This window comes from Arthrobacter sp. Cr_A7 (assembly GCF_029222765.1).
Classification (GTDB): Bacteria; Actinomycetota; Actinomycetes; order Actinomycetales; family Micrococcaceae; genus Arthrobacter.
Window position 1 is genome coordinate 48013 of record NZ_JARHXQ010000093.1, and the last position, 19869, is coordinate 67881.

General features: G+C 67.2%; 14 protein-coding genes and 1 pseudogene. 6 read left to right on the forward strand and 9 right to left on the reverse strand.

The genetic code is table 11. The annotated features are described in order from the left end of the window. Positions 1–4: 4 nt before the first annotated feature. Positions 5–523, forward strand: a complete 519-nt coding sequence (locus P2Q66_RS05710) for a DinB family protein (protein ID WP_275726258.1) — start codon at positions 5–7, stop codon at positions 521–523. On the opposite strand, the gene cydD is transcribed toward P2Q66_RS05710, so the two are convergent. Genes cydD through P2Q66_RS05725 form a run of 3 tightly spaced genes read right to left on the reverse strand, consistent with a single transcriptional unit; the run spans position 520 to position 6727 of the window. Continuing rightward, positions 520–4038, reverse strand: coding sequence for a thiol reductant ABC exporter subunit CydD (cydD, locus tag P2Q66_RS05715; RefSeq protein ID WP_275726259.1), 3519 nt, complete (start codon positions 4036–4038; stop codon positions 520–522). The genes P2Q66_RS05710 and cydD overlap by 4 nt on opposite strands. A 1-nt stretch (position 4039) precedes the next feature. Further along, the gene (gene cydB / locus P2Q66_RS05720) at positions 4040–5089 is read right to left on the reverse strand and encodes a cytochrome d ubiquinol oxidase subunit II (protein ID WP_275726261.1); all 1050 of its coding nucleotides are present in this window, start codon (positions 5087–5089) and stop codon (positions 4040–4042) included. Between the two features lie 33 nt (positions 5090–5122). Beyond that, entirely contained in the window at positions 5123–6727 is a 1605-nt protein-coding gene (locus tag P2Q66_RS05725; RefSeq protein WP_275726263.1) for a cytochrome ubiquinol oxidase subunit I, read from the reverse strand. A 257-nt stretch (positions 6728–6984) separates the two neighbouring features. Here P2Q66_RS05725 and P2Q66_RS05730 point away from each other — a divergent pair, with 257 nt between their 5' ends. Together P2Q66_RS05730 and P2Q66_RS05735 are read left to right on the forward strand one after the other, a co-directional pair. Beyond that, positions 6985–7371 carry a BlaI/MecI/CopY family transcriptional regulator gene (locus tag P2Q66_RS05730; RefSeq protein ID WP_079597125.1) on the forward strand — a complete coding sequence of 129 codons (387 nt, stop codon included), beginning with the start codon at positions 6985–6987 and terminating at the stop codon, positions 7369–7371. A gap of 6 nt (positions 7372–7377) precedes the next feature. Further along, positions 7378–8364, forward strand: coding sequence for a M56 family metallopeptidase (locus tag P2Q66_RS05735; protein ID WP_275726264.1), 987 nt, complete (start codon positions 7378–7380; stop codon positions 8362–8364). A gap of 26 nt (positions 8365–8390) precedes the next feature. Here P2Q66_RS05735 and P2Q66_RS05740 read toward each other — a convergent pair whose 3' ends face one another. Then, positions 8391–10499, reverse strand: a complete 2109-nt coding sequence (locus tag P2Q66_RS05740; protein WP_275726265.1) for a DNA topoisomerase IV subunit B — start codon at positions 10497–10499, stop codon at positions 8391–8393. A 257-nt stretch (positions 10500–10756) separates the two neighbouring features. Between P2Q66_RS05740 and P2Q66_RS05745 the strand changes: the two genes are divergently transcribed. Further along, complete coding sequence (locus P2Q66_RS05745) at positions 10757–10978, forward strand: hypothetical protein (protein WP_275726266.1); 222 nt, start codon at positions 10757–10759, stop codon at positions 10976–10978. A 170-nt stretch (positions 10979–11148) separates the two neighbouring features. Here the strand turns inward: P2Q66_RS05745 and P2Q66_RS05750 are convergent, their stop codons facing one another. From P2Q66_RS05750 to P2Q66_RS05765, 5 genes and pseudogenes are all read right to left on the reverse strand, one after another. Next, positions 11149–12462 (reverse strand): RNA polymerase sigma factor, encoded by a 1314-nt coding sequence (locus tag P2Q66_RS05750; RefSeq protein ID WP_079597129.1) that lies wholly within the window; start codon positions 12460–12462, stop codon positions 11149–11151. Between the two features lie 285 nt (positions 12463–12747). Beyond that, complete coding sequence (locus tag P2Q66_RS21890; protein WP_345795619.1) at positions 12748–13266, reverse strand: DUF4192 family protein; 519 nt, start codon at positions 13264–13266, stop codon at positions 12748–12750. Then, positions 13252–14010: pseudogene (locus tag P2Q66_RS21895) on the reverse strand (DUF4192 domain-containing protein); the annotation flags it as partial. The pseudogene P2Q66_RS21895 and the gene P2Q66_RS21890, both read right to left, overlap by 15 nt. A gap of 77 nt (positions 14011–14087) precedes the next feature. Next, positions 14088–15443 carry an MFS transporter gene (locus P2Q66_RS05760; RefSeq protein ID WP_275726268.1) on the reverse strand — a complete coding sequence of 452 codons (1356 nt, stop codon included), beginning with the start codon at positions 15441–15443 and terminating at the stop codon, positions 14088–14090. Positions 15444–15507: 64 nt separating this feature from the next. Further along, entirely contained in the window at positions 15508–16446 is a 939-nt protein-coding gene (locus tag P2Q66_RS05765; protein ID WP_079597132.1) for a PAC2 family protein, read from the reverse strand. 259 nt (positions 16447–16705) lie between these two features. Between P2Q66_RS05765 and P2Q66_RS05770 the strand changes: the two genes are divergently transcribed. Together P2Q66_RS05770 and lpdA are read left to right on the forward strand one after the other, a co-directional pair. Next, positions 16706–18232, forward strand: a complete 1527-nt coding sequence (locus P2Q66_RS05770) for a leucyl aminopeptidase (RefSeq protein WP_275726271.1) — start codon at positions 16706–16708, stop codon at positions 18230–18232. 254 nt (positions 18233–18486) lie between these two features. Beyond that, positions 18487–19869 carry a dihydrolipoyl dehydrogenase gene (gene lpdA / locus P2Q66_RS05775; protein WP_079597134.1) on the forward strand — a complete coding sequence of 461 codons (1383 nt, stop codon included), beginning with the start codon at positions 18487–18489 and terminating at the stop codon, positions 19867–19869.

A 19869-nucleotide genomic window follows, 5' to 3' on the forward strand; every position in this document is an offset into this window, starting at 1 on the left:
TTCCATGCCTATCGTTCCTGATGAGAAGGACTGGACCTGGGTCCTGTCCCGTCCCTGCCCGGAATGCTCGTTCGACGCCTCCACCGTCACCCCGTCCACCGTCCCGGGGAGCATCGAGAACATGCTTCCCCGGTGGCGGGCTGTGCTCCGCCGGCCGGATGTGGCGGAACGCCCGGACGACCAGACCTGGTCAGCGCTGGAGTATGCCTGCCATGTGCGCGATGTCTTCAGCCTCTTCGACCAGCGGCTCAACCTGATGCTGGATTCAGACGACGCCCGGTTCGAGAACTGGGACCAGGACCAGACGGCTATCGACAAGGACTACGGCAGCGCCGACCCCGCGGTTGTCAGCGCCGAGCTCACGGCTGAGGGGAAGCAGGCGGCGGAGTCCTTCGCCGGCGTCCGCGAGGCGCAGTGGGAACGCACGGGGCTGCGCAGCAACGGGTCCAGGTTCACTGTCCTGACGCTCGCCCAGTACTTCCTGCACGACGTCGTCCACCACCTCCACGACGTGGACGGCTAAGCGTCCCGCACGGTTGTCCCCGCCCGGGAGGCCACCAGGCCTTTCCCTGCCGTCTCATCCTTCGATTCCGCGCCGGCCAGGACCAGCCGGGCATCCTCCGGATCAATGTCCGCCGGGTTGTGCGTCACCAGCACCACGGTGCGGTGGCTCAGCCCGGCCCGCAGGTCGGCCAGCATGGCCCGGGCTGATTCTGCGTCCAGATGCGCTGTGGGCTCGTCCAGCAGGATGACCTCCGCCCCCGTCATCAGCGTGCGGGCAACGGCCAGGCGCTGGCGCTCCCCACCGCTGAGGAAGGCTCCGCCGGGGCCGATCCGGGTGTCCAGGCCGTCGGGCAGCCGCTCCATCAGGCCGGTGAGCCCCACGGCAGCGACGACGGCTTCCATGTCCGCGTCCCCGCGGGTTCCGTCACTGGAGCCGTCGCCGCTTCCGGCGGGGCTGCCCAGCAAAAGGTTGCCACGGATGGTCGAGTCGAAAAGGTGCGCCTCCTGCGGGCACCAGGCTGCCTGCCCTGCGACCCGCGCCTGTCCGGCGGCGGCGGGCAGGAAACCGAGCAGGACCGAGAGCAGCGTCGATTTGCCGGAACCGGACGGCCCCGTGACGGCCAGCCAGCGCCCCGGCTCCGCCACGGCGTCCAAGCCGGTGAACACGGGCACGCCGCCGGGCCAGGCCGCCGCCAGGTTTTCCAGTTCGACGCCGGGCCGGTTGCCGCTGCGCGCCGGTACCGGCTGCAGCCCGTCGGTGCTGTTTCCGCTGGTGCCGTCTCCGGCGGTGCCGGCCGCGTCCAGTGCGCCGGACTCCCCTACCCGCTGCAGGACTGTCCGCAGCGCCGGATACTGGCGCACCGCCGTCGTCATGGCTGCGTAAGGTTCCACGAGCGCGGGGAGCAGCAGGACCACCACTGCTGCGGTGGCGGGGGCAATCCGGCCGTCCAGCACTGCCGGGGCTGCCAGCCAGGCGGCGGCGAGCGCCGCTGCGCCGCAGCAGGCGGTGGTGATGGCGTGGCCCAGCCCGTCCGCCCAGGCGGAGCGCTGGGAGGCCCGGGTGGCGCTTCGGTCCCTGGCCTGCAGCCTGCCAAGGACCAGGGGCGCCACACCGTTGGCGTGGAGTTCGGCGCGCGCGTCAAGCGCCGCCGAGACCTGGCGCAGGACGCCCGAACGCAGCACCTGCTCCGCGGTAGCGGATTTCCGGTCGCCCCAGAGCGCAACGGCCGGTGCCAGCACCAGGCTTGCGATGCCGGCGCCGACGGCGGCGGGCAGCGCGGGCGGCACCAGCTGCCACGTGGTGACCACGGCGAGCACCGACACGGCCACGGCGGTGACGGGCGGCAGGACCACGCGGGGCAGGAGGTCGCGGACGGTGTCGACGTCGTCAATCACCGTTCCCAGCACGTTGCCGCCCTGCAGCAGGCGGCGGAGGGCAAGGGCGCGGCGGCTCAGCGACTCCCAGAGCCGGCCGCGGAGCCGGGTAAGGGCGGCGAAGACGGCGTCATGGAGCAGGAGCCGTTCCCAATACCGGAGCACGGCGCGTCCGATGCCAAAGAAGCGTACGCCCACAATGGCGGTCAGCAGGTACAGGATGGGCGGCTGTTCGCTGGCGCGGATGATGAGCCAGCCGGACAGGCCGGACAGGGCGACTGCGAAGACCGCCGCCAGGGTGCCCACGAGGGCGGCGGCGGCGAACTTGCCCTGCACGGGTGCCAGGAGTGCTGCCAGGAGCCGGACCGGGCGGTCAGTCCGGGCTTGTGAAGCCCCGCCGGCGGCCGCGACCGTGTCTGGAACAGCGGTGGTGGTCCCGGGGACGGCGCCGCCAGCTTGCGCTGCTGCGGCGGGAGCGGCAGGGACCGGCAGGGCGGCGGCGTGCACAGGCCGGTCCGTGCCGGGGTCGCGGCCGGCGCCCGTGTCTGCCGGCGAAACCGGCACCAGGTGGTCGGCGAGGTTCCGGGTGCGTTCGCTGTGCGCCACCAGGATCACCGTGACCTGTCCGCGCAGCCTGCGGATGGCGTCTTCCACCAGCATCGCCGAAACATCGTCCAGGTGCGCGGTGGGTTCATCAAGCAGGAGGACGTTTGCCCCGGCTTCGATCCTGGCGAGCCCCCGGGCGAGGGCCACCCGCCGCAGTTCGCCGGGGCTCAGCTCGGCCGGGTGTTTGCCGGCCAGGTGCCCTGCGGCGGCCTTCACAAGGCAGGACCGGGCAGCGGCCTCCGTGCGGGCACGGTCGCGGGAGTTGCGGGCATTCGCCGAGAGGTAGAGCACCACCTCGTCGAGGACCGTTTCCGCCACCATCACCGGGTGCTGCGGCACCCAGGCAACTGCGCCGCGGTCGAGGCCCTTAACGGAGCCGGTGATGGTGGTTCCGCCACCGTCCCCGATGGTGCCGGCCAGGACGCCCAGGACGGTGCTCTTTCCCGCTCCGCTGGGTCCGTCAAGGGCGGTGATCCTGCTTTGCGGCGCGTCAAAGCTGAGGGGGCCGACGGCGGCCCGGGACCTTCCGCTGTAGGTGACCGTGAGTCCGGTGACAGTGATGGGGGCGCCGGGCCGGCCTGCGGGGACGGCAGCGAGCGGCTGCGGTTCGGGCGCGCCGGTCATCGCCGTCACCTCGGCAAGGGCCACCCGGCCGTCGTCGCTGGCGTGGTGGGCGGTGCCGAGCTCGCGCAGGGGAAGGTAGCAGTCCGGGGCGAGGATGAGCGCCAGGAGCCCGGCTTCGAGCGGCATGTCGCCATGCACCAGCCGCACGCCAATGAACACTGCCACCACGGCGACGGAAATGGTGGCGATCAGTTCCAGTGCCAGGGCGGACATGAACGCCGTGCGGAGGGTGCCCATGGTGCGGGAGCGGTATTCCTCGGAAATCTCTTCCAGTGCCTTGCGCTGGGCGGTGGCGCGGCCCAGCCCCACCAGCACCGGCAGGCCCTTGGCGAGTTCCAGCATGTGCGCGGACAGCCGGGCCAGCGAGGCCTGTGCCTCGCGCACCTTGTCCTCGGTGTACCGGCCGATCAGCACCATGAACAGCGGCACCAGCGGCACGGTCAGGACGATCACCACGGCGCTGACCCAGTCGGCGAAAAGGATCCGTGCGCCCAGCAGCAGCGGGATGGTGGCGCAGTTCACCAGGGCGGGCAGGAACTGGGTGTAGTAGCTGTCCAGGGCGTCCAGGCCCCGGGTGGCCAGCACCGCAAGGCCGCCGTCGCCCTGGCCGGTTCCCCTGGCGCCGTTCCGCAGTGCGCGTTCCAGGAGCCCCGAGCGCAGCTCCTCCTTGATGCCCAGGGCAGCCCGGCGGGCGGCGACGGCCTGCCCCCAGACGGCGAGCGACCGGAGGACGACGCCGGCCAGTCCCGGCACGATCTGTCCGGCCAGGATGTCTGCGGTCAAGTCCGGCTCCCCGCCGGCCAGCCCCGCCAAAACGGAGGCCACGGCCTGGCCGATGAGGACCAGCGACAGCGCCTTGAGCGCCGCCATCAGGCCGAGCCAGTACAGGGCGGAACGGGTTGCCGGACCGGAGGGGAACGTCGGCCGCACGTCAGCCCTTTGTGGTGAACGCCTTGGCGGCGACTGCGGGCAGGAAGCTGTGGGCTTCCGGTATGGAGGCGGCGCTCACCCTGCGGCGGAACACCCAGTAGGTCCACGCCTGGTAGGCGATCACCAGGGGCAGGCCGAACGCGGCGACGATGCTCATAAGGCCCAGAGTGTAGTCCGAGGAGGAAGCGTTTGAAATGGTGAGGTCAAAGGCCCCGTCCAGGGTGGACGGCAGCACCACGGGGTAGACCGCTCCGAAGATGGACACCGTGCCGAGCACCAGGAAGGCGCCGAGCGCCAGGAACGCTTTGCCTTCGGCGCCGGTGCGGGCCTGTGCCCAGGCAGCCGCTGCCGCGGCAACGGCGAGCACCACCGCGGCCCAGGTCCATGGCTTGCCCTCCATGAACTGGATGCTGAGCGCCCAGGCGGCGATGGGCAGCAGCAGGACCGGAAGCAGCCGGACGAACCATTGGCGGGCACGGTGCCGGATGTCGCCGTCGGTCTTCAGTGCCAGGAAGGCCAGGGCGTGGACCAGCGAGAACCCCACGACGGCGAGCCCGCCCAGCACTGCGTAGCCGCTGAACCAGGCCAGGGGCCCGCCCTCGCGGTCGCCGTTGGCATTCAGGGGCAGGCCGGTGGTGGTGAGGGCAAGGGCAGCACCAATGCCAAAGGCTGCGAAGAATGATCCCAGGGCGATGGCCCAGTCCCAGCGGGCGCGCCAGCGGTCGGTGTCCACCTTGCCGCGGTACTCGAAGGCCACGGCACGGAAGATCAGGGCGACCAGGACCACCAGCAGGGGCAGGTAGAGCGCGGAGAACAACGAGGCGTACCAGAGCGGGAAGGCAGCGAACGTGGCGCCGCCGGCCGTGAGGAGCCACACTTCGTTGCCGTCCCAGACGGGACCGATGGTGTTCAGCAGCACGCGGCGTTCGGTGTTGTTGCGGGCAAAGGTCTTCATCAGCATTCCGACGCCCAGGTCGAAGCCCTCAAGGAAGAGGTACCCGGTCCACAGCACCGCAATGGCGATGAACCAGATGGTTGGCAGCAGTTCCATTCTTCGTTTCCTCTTGCTCTTCCGGTGCGCGGATCAGTAGGCGAAGGCGAGGACGTCGTCGGCGGGCTTTCCGCCGCCCTGTCCTCCCGGCCCGGGGGTGGCGTCCTCGTTTTCGTCCGCGGGGACGTGGGCGAGTTCGGGCATCGCCGAGACCACACCGCCGCGGATGTACTTCACCAGCAGCTTCACCTCCACCACCAGCAGGACGGCGTACACCGCGGTCAGGGTGACAAGCGATGCCAGCAGTTCCCCGGCCGAGACCCCCGGGGAGACGGCGGCTGCGGTGAACATGAACACCTGGTCGATGCCGTTGGGGTCCGGGTTGGGTGCCACCACGAACGGCTGGCGGCCCATCTCGGTGAAGATCCAGCCGGCGGCGTTGGCACCGAACGGGGCCATGATGCCCAGGACGGCCAGGCGCATGAGCCACGGCCACAGGGGAACGGTGCCGCTCCGGGTGAGCCACAGCGCCACGAGGGCGGCAAGGGCGGCAAGCCCGCCGAAACCGATCATCATGCGGAAGCCCCAGTAGGTAACCTCCATGACGGGCAGGTAGTCGATTTCCTGGCCGGCGCGTTCGCCGTAGATGGGGTTGTCCGGCAGGTTGGTCCCGTACTTTTCCTGGTACTCGGGCAGCAGGGTGTTGACGCCCTTGACCTCGGTGGTGAAATCGCCCTTGGCCAGGTAGGAGAGGATGCCGGGGACTTCAATCAGGGCCACGATGTCATCGCAGTTCTGCGAGCCCAGGTTGCCGATGCTGAGGACGGAGAAGCCGGTGCCGTCATGGCAGGCTGCTTCCGCCGCTGCCATCTTCATGGGCTGCTGCTCGAACATCAGCTTGCCCTGGAGGTCGCCGGTGAGGGCGGTGCCGGCGAAGGAGATCATGGCCACCACCGCGCCGATCCGCAGGGACCGGATCCAGACGGTGTGGTCTGCCTTGTCACGGCCGGGAATGGTTGCGGACTCGCCCGGGATCACCTTGCCGTCGGCGCCCAGGGTGTCCACGCCGTCGCGGCGCCTGCGCCAGAGGTGGTACCAGGCGATGCCCAGCAGGAAGCCGCCTGCCACGGCCAGCGCACCGAACAGGGTGTGCGGCACGGCAACCAGCGCGGTGTTGTTCGTGAAGACCGCCCAGGCGTCCGTCATGACCGGCCTGCCGTCCACCATCTCCACGCCCACGGGGTGCTGCATCCAGCTGTTGGCCACGATGATGAAGTAGGCAGAGAAGACCGAGCCGATGACCGCCACCCACAGGCACGCGAGGTGGATGCCGGGCTTGAGCTGCTTCCAGCCGAAGATCCACAGGCCCAGGAAGGTGGACTCCACGAAGAACGCCAGGAGGGCTTCAAGGGCGAGCGGAGCGCCGAAGACATCACCGACGAAGCGGCTGTATTCGCTCCAGGCCATGCCGAACTGGAATTCCTGCACGATGCCGGTGGCCACGCCCATGATGAAGTTGATGAGGAACAGCTTTCCCCAGAACTTGGTCATGCGGAGGTACTCGGGCTTGCCCGTGCGGTGCCAGGCGGTCTGGATGAGGGCCACCACCAGGCCAAGGCCGATGGTCAGCGGCACCATCATGAAGTGGTAGACGGTGGTGATACCGAATTGCCAGCGTGCGATTTCCAAGGCGTCCAAGGCAGTCCCTACTGTTAGCCAACGCAGTTTTCTACGTTTCGTAGAACTTCAACTTCTACAAAGTGTAGAACAACTGCCGTGACGGTGTAAACCGACCTTTCCTTTGCAGTACGCCGGCAGGGGGTGCGGCGCGCCCCATGTTCTACCCAACGTAGAAAGTACGGCGGATTCGGGGTAAATTTGATTCCGTAGTTGAAATCGCGTGAAGTCACCGACGCCGCCAGGCGCACGGTGCGGGGAAACAAAGGAAAAGTGCAATGGCTAGTCTTGGTGAACTGGAACGGGCAGTGATGGACCTGCTCTGGGCGGGCCAGGAAGCGGCCACCGCGAACACCTTGCGGGACCGGCTCGCGCAGACGTCAGCAGGACAGGGCGGAGCAGCCGGCCACGAAGGCAAGGAACTCGCCGTCACCACCGTCCTCACGGTGCTGTCCCGGCTGGAAAAGAAGGGGCTCGTGGAGCGCGAACGCGGAATGCGGCCGCACCGCTACCAGGCCGTGTCCAGCCGCGAGGAACACACGGCTGAGCTCATGCATGAAGTCCTGGGGTCAGCGCCGGACCGTGAAGCCGTCCTGGCGCGCTTCATTGGATCGGTCTCCGAAGGTGAAGCCGAAACGCTGCGCAAACTGCTTGGCCACCTCTAGCAAACCATGTTCTGGGCCTCATACCTGCTGGCGGTCCTGGCGATAATACTGGCGTGGCCAGTGCCCATCCTCCTCTCGCGCGCCCAGTGGCCCGCGCGCTCGCCGTTTACCGCCATGCTCCTGTGGCAGGCCATCGCCCTCGCCGGCGGGCTGTCCATGATCGGCGCCATGCTGGTGTACGGCCTGGAACCCATCGGGGACAACCTGATCGCCGGCCTCCGCGCGCTGGCTGGCATGGTGCTGTTCAACGCCCCCACCACGGCCCTGGGGTTCTGGCATATCTTCGCGTTGTCTGCAGCAGCGCTGCTCACCGCGCACCTTGTCTTCACCCTGCTGCTGACCTATTACAAGATTGAACGCCAGCGGCGGCGCCACCGCGAGCTGCTGGCCCTGCTGGCATCGCCGTCAGGGCAGGACGCCGCAACCCTGGTGATCAGCCACGACTCCCCCGTCGCCTACTGCCTGCCCGGCGGAGCCCGCTCGGTGACGGTCTTATCGGACGGCCTGATGGCGGCCCTTGAACCGGCGGAACTGCGCGCCGTCCTGATCCACGAGAACGCCCACCTCAGCCAGCGGCACCACCTGCTCCTGTGGGCCTTCGCGGCGTGGCGGCAGGCGCTGCCGTGGCTTCCCACCACGCGGCTGGCCCAGGAATCCGTCAACTCGCTGATCGAAATGCTGGCGGACGACGTCGCGCTCAAGACCGAGAGCAAAGCCACCCTCATCAAGGCGATCGCCATTGTGGCCAGCGGGTCAGCCCCGGCCGCCGGCAGCACCGAGATCCAACCGGCCACTTCCGGTCTCGCCCTGTCCGGGCTTGAAGCCGGGATGGGCGGCTCCGACTCGGCCCGCACCACGGCTTCCCGCGTCAGCCGCCTGCTGTCGCCGCAGCCGCAGCTCCCGGGCGCAGTCCGCAACCTGGTCCTGGCCTGCTGCATCCTTTTGCTGGCGCTGCCCACGGCCCTGCTGATGGTTCCCGGCCTGCTGGGCTGAACCTCCCGCCGTCGTACGTCCTGCCCTCAGGCGTCGATGCGCTCCCGGTCGAGGCTGGCGGCGCCGGCGATAATGAAGTCCTTGCGCGGCGACACGTCCGAGCCCATGAGCAGGTCGAAAATCTCCTCCGCCTGCTTGGCGTTTTCGATGCCCACCTTGCGGAGCGTGCGGTGCCGCGGGTCCATGGTGGTCTCGGCCAGCTGTTCGGCGTCCATCTCCCCCAGCCCCTTATAGCGCTGGATGGGCTCCTTGTACCGCTTGCCCTCCTTGACCAGCCGTGCCAGCAGCACGTGCAGCTCGGCCTCGGAGTAGGTGTAGATCATCTCGTTGGCCTTCTGGCCCGCGTTGATCACTTCCACGCGGTGCAGCGGAGGCACCGCGGCAAAAACCCGGCCTTCGTCGATCATCGGCCGCATGTACCGGAAGAAGAGGGTCAGCAGGAGTGTCCGGATGTGCGCACCGTCCACGTCGGCGTCGGTCATGAGGATGACTTTGCCGTAGCGGGCGGCGCTGATGTCGAAGCTGCGGCCCGAGCCGGCGCCCACCACCTGGATGAGTGCAGCGCACTCCGCGTTGGACAGCATGTCCCCCACCGAGGCTTTCTGGACGTTCAAAATCTTGCCGCGGATGGGCAGCAGCGCCTGGAAGTCGGAGGACCTGGCGAGTTTGGCGGTTCCCAGCGCCGAGTCGCCTTCCACGATGAAGAGTTCGGAACGGTCGACGTCGTCCGTGCGGCAGTCAGCCAGCTTGGTGGGCATCGACGACGTTTCCAGCGCGTTCTTGCGCCGCTGCGTTTCCTTGTGCACGCGGGCCGAGATGCGTGACTTCATCTCGTTGACGATCTTCTCAAGCAGCAGCGCGGACTGTGCCTTGTCGTTCTTGTTGGAAGAGGTGAGCTTTGCCGAGATTTCGCGCTCCACCACCCTGGCCACGATGGCGCGTACCGCGGAGGTGCCCAGGATCTCCTTGGTCTGGCCCTCGAACTGGGGCTCCGCGAGGCGGACGGTCAGGACGGCTGTGAGGCCGGCGAAGATGTCGTCCTTTTCGATTTTGTCGTTGCCGGCCTTGAGCTTGCGGGCGTTGGTCTCCACGGCTTTGCGGAAGGTCTTCACCAGGGCCTGCTCGAAACCCGACTGGTGGGTTCCGCCCTTGGGTGTGGAGATGATGTTGACGAAACTGCGGACCGTGCTCTCATAGCCAATGCCCCAGCGCAGCGCCACGTCCACCTCGCAGTCCCGTTCCACTTCGGCCAGCTGGCTGTGGCCGCGCTCGTCCAGCACGGGGACGGTCTCCTTGAACTTTCCTGAGCCGTGCAGCCGCCACACGTCGGTGACAGCGGGGTCGGCGGCCAGGAAGTCGACGAACTCCGAGATGCCGCCGTCGTGGTGGAACACCTCTTCGTGCGGGCCGGCCTCTCCGGGCGTGCCGGCGATCCTGCGCTCGTCCCGGACGGTGAGCTTGAGGCCGGGGACCAGGAAGGAGGTCTGCCGGGCGCGGGCTGCGAGTTCTTCATAGGAAAACTTCGCGTCCGGGGTGAAGATTTGGCGGTCGGCCCAATAGCGGATGCGGGTACCGGTGACGCCGCGCTTGGCCTTTCCCACGACGTCGAGGACGGAGTCGTCCACGAATGGGGTGAAGGGTGCAGCAGGATCGGTCCGGGAGCCGGTGTCCTGGAAGCGCCCGGGCTCGCCGCGGCGGAAGGACATCTTGTAGGTCTTCCCCCCGCGGTCCACCTCCACGTCAAGGCGCGCGGACAGGGCGTTGACCACGGAAGCGCCGACGCCGTGCAGGCCGCCGGAGGCGGTATAGGAGCCACCGCCGAACTTGCCGCCCGCGTGAAGCTTGGTGAAGACCACTTCAACGCCGGTGAGCCCGGTCTTCGGTTCCTTGTCGATCGGGATGCCGCGGCCGTCGTCGTGGATTTCCACGGAGTTGTCCGCGTGGAGGATGATCTTGATGTCGTGGCCGAACCCGGCCAGTGCTTCGTCCACTGAGTTGTCGATGATTTCCCAGAGGCAGTGCATGAGGCCTCGGGAATCGGTGGAACCGATGTACATGCCCGGGCGCTTGCGGACGGCTTCAAGGCCCTCCAGCACAGACAGGTGCCGGGCAGTGTAATCAGAACTTGGTGCCACTGGTGTTGAACTCCTTCAGGGACGGATGAAACAGGCGCCGAAAGCGCTCCCTCTAGGGTAGTCGGCCCCGGCGCGGACAGCCGCCTGCCACACCTGGCGGCCAGTGTGGACCCCGCCACTCGTGCTTTCCGGCGGCCCTTCGGGAAAAACTTGACCCAACCTTGCGGATACGCGCACAGCGAACTTGCCCCATCCTTGCGATGGTTTTGTTACGAATACTGGTTATATAGATGTACTGATCTACTAAGGAGGCCGACATGACAACAGCAGTGGCAGACCGCACACTCAATGCACTCGACCGGTGCGATCGTTGCGGAGCTCAGGCATATGTGCGGGTTGTACTCGAGTCCTCCGGCGGTGAGCTGCTGTTCTGCGGCCACCATGCGCGTGCAGTCGAGGCGACGCTCAAGCCGTTGAGCTGCGACTGGCACGATGAGACGGGCAAGCTTCACGAAAAGGCTGCCGTCGAAATCGACTAGGTGCACCAGGACCAACACAAGGATGGGATTCCTCCACTCGGAGGGATCCCATCCTTCGTTTAACCCCTGCCTGTCCAGCCGGTGGCCCCTTAACGCAGCAACGCGGGGTGATTCCCGCCGTCATCCGTGGATGACAGGGCGCGAATGACCCCGCGTTGCTTGGACCCGATTTAGTCCAGGTAGTCCCGCAGCACCTGCGACCGTGAGGGGTGGCGGAGCTTGGACATGGTCTTCGATTCGATCTGGCGGATGCGCTCACGCGTGACGCCGTAGACCTTGCCGATTTCGTCTAAAGTCTTCGGCTGGCCGTCGGTCAGGCCGAAGCGCATGGCCACGACGCCGGCCTCGCGTTCGGACAGGGTGTCCAGGACCGAGTGCAGCTGCTCCTGGAGCAGCGTGAAGCTCACGGCGTCTGCCGGAACCACGGCCTCGGAGTCCTCAATCAGGTCGCCGAACTCGGAGTCGCCGTCCTCGCCCAGCGGCGTGTGGAGCGAGATGGGTTCGCGGCCGTACTTCTGGACCTCAACAACCTTTTCGGGGGTCATGTCCAGTTCCAGCGCCAGCTCTTCGGGCGTGGGTTCGCGGCCGAGGTCCTGAAGCATCTGGCGCTGGACACGGGCCAGCTTGTTGATGACTTCAACCATGTGCACCGGGATGCGGATGGTGCGCGCCTGGTCGGCCATGGCACGGGTGATTGCCTGGCGGATCCACCAGGTGGCGTAGGTGGAGAACTTGAAGCCCTTGGTGTAGTCGAACTTCTCCACAGCGCGGATCAGGCCCAGGTTGCCTTCCTGGATGAGGTCCAGGAACAGCATGCCGCGGCCGGTGTAGCGCTTTGCCAGCGAGACCACCAGGCGGAGGTTGGCCTCCAGCAGGTGGTTCTTGGCGCGCTTTCCGTCATGGATGATGAATTCAAGCTCGCGCTTGTACTTCGGGTCCATGGAGCCGTCGTCAGCGGCGATCTTCTCTTCGGCAAACAGGCCGGCTTCGATCCGGAGCGCAAGGTCCACTTCCTGCTCGGCGTTGAGCAGTGCGACCTTTCCGATCTGCTTCAGGTAGTCCTTGACGGGGTCGGCCGTGGCGCCGGCGGACATGACCTGCTGCACCGGGGCGTCATCGTCGTCGGCGTCGGAGTAGACGAAGCCCTTGCCGCTGCCGGCGACCGCCTTGGCGGGATCAGCCTCGGCGTCGTCAACCACGTCGGGTCCTTCGAGGATGATGTCGTCGAGGTCCTCCTCGACGTCGTCTGCTTCGTCGGCGTCAACGTCACCGGAGGCCTTGTTGGCGGCCTCGGCAGCTGCCTTGGCACCAGGCTTGGGGCCGCGCTTCTTCGGCCCGGGCTTGCCGTCAGCCGCACCGTCACCGGCGGAAGCCTTGTTGGCTGCCCGCGTAGCTGCCCGCTTGGCGTTGGTCGCAGCCTGCTTCTCGTCTGCGGACAAGTCGTCCTGGGCGGCGGGGTCCTTCTTCGTGGAAGACGGGGTCACAGAAAACCTTTCTAGCGGTGGTCTGTGGAATCGCCATACGGGCAACACCACTATGACCCTGTCAAGTCCGTGGTGGAAACCAAGCGCCACCACGGCCGGCAGAGTCTGTTAAGACAACTGCCGGAGCGGCCGTATTGTTCCCCGAAGGGCTCAACCACAAGCACTCGATACACGGACCCAACCGGGTCTCGGCATCCATTGTCTCATGTTTTCGCCGAATCGGACCTCCCGCCCTTCAGGCACGGTTAAGGACACGCCCTGCCCGCAGCCGGGTGCAACAGAGGCCTACCTCCCACCGCCGGGGTCCGTCCCGGCGGAAGCATTATCCGGGCCGAATTTCTGCCAGGCAGCGTCCTTCCGTGCTGCCCACCCGCAGATTGCTCCGCGCCCCACCAACTCCAGCAGCAGTTCGGCGAGCCGGTAGCCCGGTTCGGTTTCCAGCGCCTCCGCCAAGTACGCGGCAGCGTAAGAACCCCGGCCGCGGCACCACGCGATCCAGCCGCGGATTGTCAGTGACGCCGCCGCCGCCGGCCCGCCCAGCACAACGAGCTGTTCGAGGATCCGGTCCAGTGCCTCAAGGCGGGCCCAGTCCGGCACCGCGGGTACGACGCCCATCAGCACGTCGGCATATCCGGCGCCGGTGCAGCCGGAGGCACTCCACTCCGCCGGAACGCCGCGGGTTGACCCGGGATCCGGGTCCGGCCACTGTACGGGAGGGGACACCAGGTCTGGCTGGGCTGCGTCATCGAGGATGCCGAACTGGTCTGCACCGGCCTCGGCAGCAGCTTTCCCCGCAACGGTCATGACCAGGATGGCGTCCCGCCACGCCGGAAACATCAGGGACGCACGCAAAAACCCGTCGCGCTCCGCCTCGGGGAGCCACGGCACCCCCTCCCGCCGGGCCAGCAGGGCATCCCAGACGTCAAGGACGGCACGGAACTGTGCCCTGCTTCTGCGGCGGAGATCCAGCTCCGGGGCCCACGCTGCCTGCGCCTCCAGGACGGCGGCCTGGTGCAGGCTGGGAACAGGGCGGACGGCGGACGGTCGCCGCTCCGGCGCCGGGCCGATGCTGCTGCCCCGGTAGACCATCTCGGCATTCAGCGCGCTGTCCCGGATGTCCTGCACCGGCCGGCCCGGCAGCGGGCAGCACGAAACATCCATGCACCAGGCCTCCCGCCAGTAGTCATTCCCGACGTACCACGCTTCCCGGACGGGCATTCCGGCCCGTTCGAGAACGGAGTCCAGGCCAGCGAGCAAACTGTCGTACCGGGACGGTGACAACGCGCCGCCGTTGCTGGTGAAGACCGCCAGCAACGTACCGTCGGCGTCTTTGTCCGCCTCAAGGTAGCGCCGGACGGCCCGCAGGTACTTGGCAGGTGAGGCCAGGACTTAAGGTCCCGGCAGGTCCAGCCGCAGCGTGGCCCCAAGCCTCTTGCCGTGCAGAGTCATGGCAACAAGGCTGGCGTCCGGCCAGTAGCCCAGCGAGTGGGGAATGTACCCGAGGATGTCTTCCGGCCGTGAAATTTTGAGTTGTTCTGGAGCTGTCATGGCTCCAGCATTCGCCCTCCCGGCCGTACCGGTCCGCACAAATTTTGGCTATGTGAAGATCCGGCCGGGGTGGAGGACTAGTCGCTTTCGCGGTCCGTCGGCGACGTCTGCCGCCGCCGGGCGAGGTTTTCGCGGCGCTGCCGGGCAAGTGCGGCGCGGAGGGGCGGCACCACAACCCCCTGCGCGGCCATCTGGCGCCTTACCTTCCGCCGGCACACCACCAGGGCTGCGGCACCGGAACCGAGCAGCAGGAACTGGACGCTGAGGGCAATGCGGAACGGGTCCAGCCCGTAGAGGTTCCCGTTGGAGAATCCGCTGGCGTACAGCACGTCCAGCACCAGCCCGATGAGGAAGATCGCAATGAGGGCGGCGATGAATCCGCCCACGTTCACAATGCCGGTGGCCGTGCCGATGCGGTGCGCCGGGTTGAAAGTCCGGGCGAAATCAAAGCCGATCATGGAACCCGGCCCGCCGATGGCAAGCGCTACCACCAGTCCCGCCAGCAGCCACAGCGGTGCCCGTCCGGGGGTCAATATGACAGCAGCCCAGGCCGCGGCCGTGACGCCGGCGATCAGCAGCACCATGGTGGAGCGACGCAGCGGATGCCGCGAGACAAAGCGCCCGATGAAGGGCCCCACGGCCATGCCGGCCGCCACATACAGCCCCATCAGAGCCGCTACCGTCCCGGCGTCCAGGCCCTGGCCGGAGATCAGGAAAGGATAGCCCCAGGTCATGGCAAAAACGGTGCCGCTGAACTGGATGGTGAAGTGGCTCCACATGCCCAGCCGCGTACCCGGCTGGCGCCAGGCCCGGGCCAGGGAGACTCCGGTGGCTTTCAGTCCCTGGTGGGACTGCGGACGCTCGGTGCCCGGCGGGACGTCCTTCAGGAGGAGCACCACCAGCACGGCGGCCACTGCCGACATCCCCGCCAGCATCAGGAACGCCGGAGTCCAGCCGGCGGCATGGAGGACGAACGCAAAGGGGATGACGCTCACCAGTTGGCCCAGCTGGCCGGTCATGCCTGTCAGCTGGGTGACCAGAGGCACCCGGGCAGGCGCGAACCACAATGGAATCAGGCGGATCACCGAGATGAACGTCATGGCGTCCCCCGCACCCACCAGGACCCGGCCCAGGATGCCGCCGGGAATGCTGTCCGCGAACGCGAGCTGAAGCTGGCCCAGCCCCATCAGGATGGCGCCGCCGGCGATCATGGCACGTGAGCCGAACCGGTCCACCAGGAGCCCCACGGGAATCTGGAGCCCGGCGTAGACCAGGAGCTGCAGGACCGTAAAGAACGAGATGGCCGACGCGCTGGCGTTGAACCGCTCCGTGGCCTCGAGACCCACCACGCCAAACGACGTGCGCTGCGACACGGCCACCAGGTACCCGAAGATTCCGATGGTCCAGATCAGCCAGGCGCGGGGTGCAGTCACGTCTTCATTATGCCCGCATGCCTGCCCCGGGCCCCTGCAGCTGCGCCCCGCCTCCGGCAAAGGCTTACTGCGTGGGGTTCTCCCGCGCCAAGTAGGCCTCCACGGCGGCACCCAGGACATCGCCGTCAGGGAGCTCGTCATTCTCGTCGGCAAGGAGCGAACGCCTGACGATGCCGTCGGCCTTTTCGTCGTAGCGGGTCTCCAGCCGGGACACCACCTGCTGGACATCCTCGGAAGCGTCGATCTGCTCGGCAATCTGGCGGCTGACTTCCCGCCCCGCTTCCCGGAGCCGGTCCGTGGGCAGCATGAGCGAGGTTGCAGCGCCCAGGTACTCCAGGCCGGCAACGGCGGCAGTCGGGTATTCCGCTTCCGCAAGGTAGTGCGGGACGTGGATGACGTAGCCGGCAACGTTCCGTCCGGCCTCCACCAGGCGGAGTTCCAGGATGTGGCCAACAGCGGCGGGGACCTCGACGGTGGGCTTCCACACCGAGATTCCTTCGATCAGTTCCGGCCTGTTGCCGTGCACCGTGACGCCCACGGGCCGGGTGTGCGGCACCGGCATGGGAATGGAATGGATCCAGGTGACCAGGTTGACGTCGAGTTTCTCCACGATACCCACCACGGCACGGGCGAACCGCTCCCACTGGAGGTCCGGCTCGAAGCCCGCCAGCAGCAGGAAGGGGTTGCCCAGGCCGTCAACCAGCCGGTACAGCGCCAGCCGGGGCTCCTGGTAATCCTGCAGATGGTCCTCGACAAATGTGAGGTGCGGCCGCCGTGACCGGTAATCGATCAGCTGGTCGGCGTCGAACACGGCCACGGGCTGGGCGTCAAGCGTGTCCAGCAACTCGGCATTGATCTGCTTCACCACCTGCCCGGCGTCGGCGAATCCGGTGAAGCCCATCACCAGATTCAGCCCGCGGAGATCGGGGCTGTGGAACAGCTCAATGTTGCTCGCATAGAGCGCATCAGGGTCCAGCAGGGAGCCGGAGATCCGTTCAAGCACGGCATGTTCCTTTCATAGGTGCGGGTGGACATCAATTACAACGCAGGCAGGCAGCCCGGCATTCCGCCGTCCGGTGTGGCGCACATCTCAGAAGATTCTGCCGCCGGGCCGCCAAAGGACTACGATCGGAACTGGCCTGCCGGACGGGCCTGCATATCTTCGGATGGCGTCTCGAACGGCTGCATCCGGGCATCAATGGCAGAGCGCCTAACATGCATCCCTGCCCGTACCATCTTTCGAGAATTGAGGACTCATCCCTGTGGTCAAGAATACTGAAATCAACCTTAGTACCCTCTCCCGCGACCTTAAGAAGAGCCCCAGCGACGCAGTGGTCATCGGCGTAGGGCAGGGAACCGACGGGCCGGTCCTGCTGGACAACCCGCTGACTGCCAAGTCCGCCGAAGCCCTCACCGACTCCCTTAAAGCACTGGGCGTGACCGGCGCAGCAGACCAGCTGGTGCGCCTGCCCGGCCTTCCCGAAACCGGCGCGGGCATCCTGGTCCTTGCCGGCGTGGGCAAAGTGGCCGCCGGCGCTCCGCTGGCTGCTGAGGCGCTCCGCCGGGCAGCAGGTTCCGCCGTCCGCCAGCTGGCCGGCCTCCCCACCGTCGCCCTGGCATTCCCGACGGCGTCCGTCGCCGATGTTGCCGCGGTCGCCGAAGGCGCCGCCCTGGGCGCCTATTCGTTCACCGAGTTCCGGTCGTCCAGGGATGGGCTGAAGGACCCGGTCCGCAACGCCGTGATCTTCACCGACGTGGCCGACCAGCAGCAGCTCGCCGCAGCCCTGAAGCGGGCCGGCCTGATTGGCAAGGCCGTCAACGCCACCCGGACACTGGTCAACCAGCCGCCCAGCCACCTCTACCCCGAAACGTTTGCCGAGGCGGCGAAGGAACTGGCGAAGGGCCTGCCCGTCAAGGTGACGGTCTGGGACGAGAAGCGGCTGGAGAAGGAGGGCTTCGGCGGCATCATGGGCGTGGGCAAGGGCTCCGCCCGGCAGCCCCGCCTGGTCAAGGTTGAGTACTCCCCCGCCAGGGCGACGTCCAAAATCGCCCTGGTCGGCAAGGGAATCACGTTCGATACCGGCGGAATCTCGATCAAGCCCGCCCTCGGCATGGGCGACATGAAGAGCGACATGGCGGGCGCCGCCGTCGTCCTTAACACTGTCCTTGCACTGGCCGGTCTCGGCCTGCCGGTCAAGGCGACCGCCTGGCTCTGCATCGCCGAAAACATGCCGTCGGGCGCCGCCTCGCGGCCCGCCGATGTCCTCACCATGTTTGGCGGCAAGACCGTTGAGGTCCTGAACACAGACGCCGAAGGCCGCCTGGTGATGGCCGACGGCATCGTCGCGGCAAGCCGCGAGTACCCGGACGCCATCATCGACGTCGCCACGCTCACCGGCGCGCAGCTGATCGCCCTGGGCAACCGGACCGCAGGCGTCATGGGATCCGACACCGTGACGGCCGCCCTCAAGGCCGCGGCCGACCGCGCAGGCGAACTCGTCTGGCCAATGCCGCTCCCCGAAGAACTGCGCCCCAGCCTGGACTCCCAGGTGGCGGACCTGGCCAACATCGGCGAACGCCACGGCGGCATGATGACCGCCGCCGTCTTCCTCCGGGAGTTCGTCGGCAAGGACAAGGACGGCGGCCAGATCCCCTGGGCGCACATCGACATCGCCGGGCCGTCCTTTAACAACGGAAGCCCCTACGGCTACACCCACAAGCAGGGAACCGGCTGCACCGTCCGCACCCTGGTGGCCTACGTGGAGGACATCCTGGCCGCTGCCGCCTGACGCGGGCCCGGCCGGCGTGCCACGCGGCTTTGTGGCACGGGGGTGATCCCTCCGCCACAAAGCCGCGTGACACTCGACACAAGCGCTCCACAAACACTGTGCCAAGGTGGAGCATGGATAAGTGGTTCGCTAAGGTGAACCACGGTAGTCACAAATGCAAGAGAGTTGCCCTGCTGACATAATCACGGCAGTGCAAGTTCCAAGACCAGATGATGCGCAGGATCGCGTCATCGTTCACGCGAGGGAGCGTTTAAGTGGCCGATCAGGCAACTGCGCAAGAATTCGACATCCTGGTACTCGGTGGCGGCAGCGGCGGATACGCCGCCGCGCTGCGGGCCGTACAGCTTGGCCTCACCGTCGGCCTCGTGGAGAAGGCAAAGCTGGGCGGCACCTGCCTCCACAACGGCTGCATCCCCACCAAGGCCCTCCTGCACTCTGCGGAGCTGGCCGACCACGCCCGTGACTCCGCCAAGTACGGCGTGAACGTCACCCTGGACAGCATCGACATCAACGCCGTCAACGCGTACAAGGACGGCATCATCGCCGGCAAGTACAAGGGCCTGCAGGGACTCATCAAGTCCAAGGGCATCACCGTCATCGAGGGTGAAGGCAAGCTCCAGGGCACCGACACCGTCGTGGTAAACGGCACCGCCTACAAGGGCAAGAACATCATCCTGGCCACGGGTTCCTACTCCCGCACCCTTCCGGGCCTGGAAATCGGCGGCAAGGTCATCACCTCTGACCAGGCCCTGACCATGGACTACATCCCCAAGAGCGCCATCATCCTGGGCGGCGGCGTCATCGGCGTCGAGTTCGCATCGGTCTGGAAGTCCTTCGGCGTGGACGTCACCATCGTGGAGGGCCTGCCCTCACTGGTTCCCAACGAGGACACCACCATCGTCAAGAACTTCGAGCGCGCCTTCAAGAAGCGCGGCATCAAGTTCTCCACCGGCGTCTTCTTCCAGGGCGTTGAGCAGAACAACGACGGCGTCAAGGTCACCCTGGTGGACGGCAAGACGTTCGAGGCGGACCTCCTCCTGGTCGCCGTGGGCCGTGGCCCCGTCACCGCCAACCTGGGCTACGAGGAAGCCGGCATCACCATCGACCGCGGCTTCGTCATCACCAACGAGCGCCTGCACACCGGTGTTGGCAACATCTACGCAGTGGGCGACATCGTCCCCGGCGTCCAGCTTGCACACCGCGGCTACCAGCAGGGCATCTTCGTGGCCGAGGAAATCGCCGGCCTGAAGCCCGTGATCGTCGAGGACATCAACATCCCCAAGGTCACCTACTCCGAGCCCGAGATCGCCACCGTGGGCTACACCGAAAAGGCCGCCAAGGAGAAGTTCGGCGACGACCAGGTGCAGACCCAGGAATACAACCTCGCCGGCAACGGCAAGAGCTCCATCCTCGGCACCTCCGGCCTGGTGAAGCTGGTCCGCCAGAAGGACGGCCCGGTCGTGGGCGTCCACATGATCGGCGCCCGCATGGGCGAGCAGGTGGGCGAAGCCCAGCTGATCGTGAACTGGGAAGCGTACCCGGAGGATGTGGCCCAGCTGCTGCACGCCCACCCCACCCAGAACGAGTCCCTGGGCGAAGCCCACCTGGCACTCGCAGGCAAGCCGCTTCACGGCTAG

Excerpts from the sequence above, each read along its gene's own strand:
- P2Q66_RS05710 (WP_275726258.1), top strand. The coding sequence starts at position 5 with ATGCCTATCGTTCCTGATGAGAAGGACTGGACCTGGGTCCTGTCCCGT.
- cydB (WP_275726261.1), bottom strand. The coding sequence starts at position 5,089 with ATGGAACTGCTGCCAACCATCTGGTTCATCGCCATTGCGGTGCTGTGG.
- P2Q66_RS05730 (WP_079597125.1), top strand. The coding sequence starts at position 6,985 with ATGGCTAGTCTTGGTGAACTGGAACGGGCAGTGATGGACCTGCTCTGG.
- P2Q66_RS05735 (WP_275726264.1), top strand. The coding sequence starts at position 7,378 with ATGTTCTGGGCCTCATACCTGCTGGCGGTCCTGGCGATAATACTGGCG.
- P2Q66_RS05745 (WP_275726266.1), top strand. The coding sequence starts at position 10,757 with ATGACAACAGCAGTGGCAGACCGCACACTCAATGCACTCGACCGGTGC.
- P2Q66_RS21890 (WP_345795619.1), bottom strand. The coding sequence starts at position 13,266 with ATGACCGTTGCGGGGAAAGCTGCTGCCGAGGCCGGTGCAGACCAGTTC.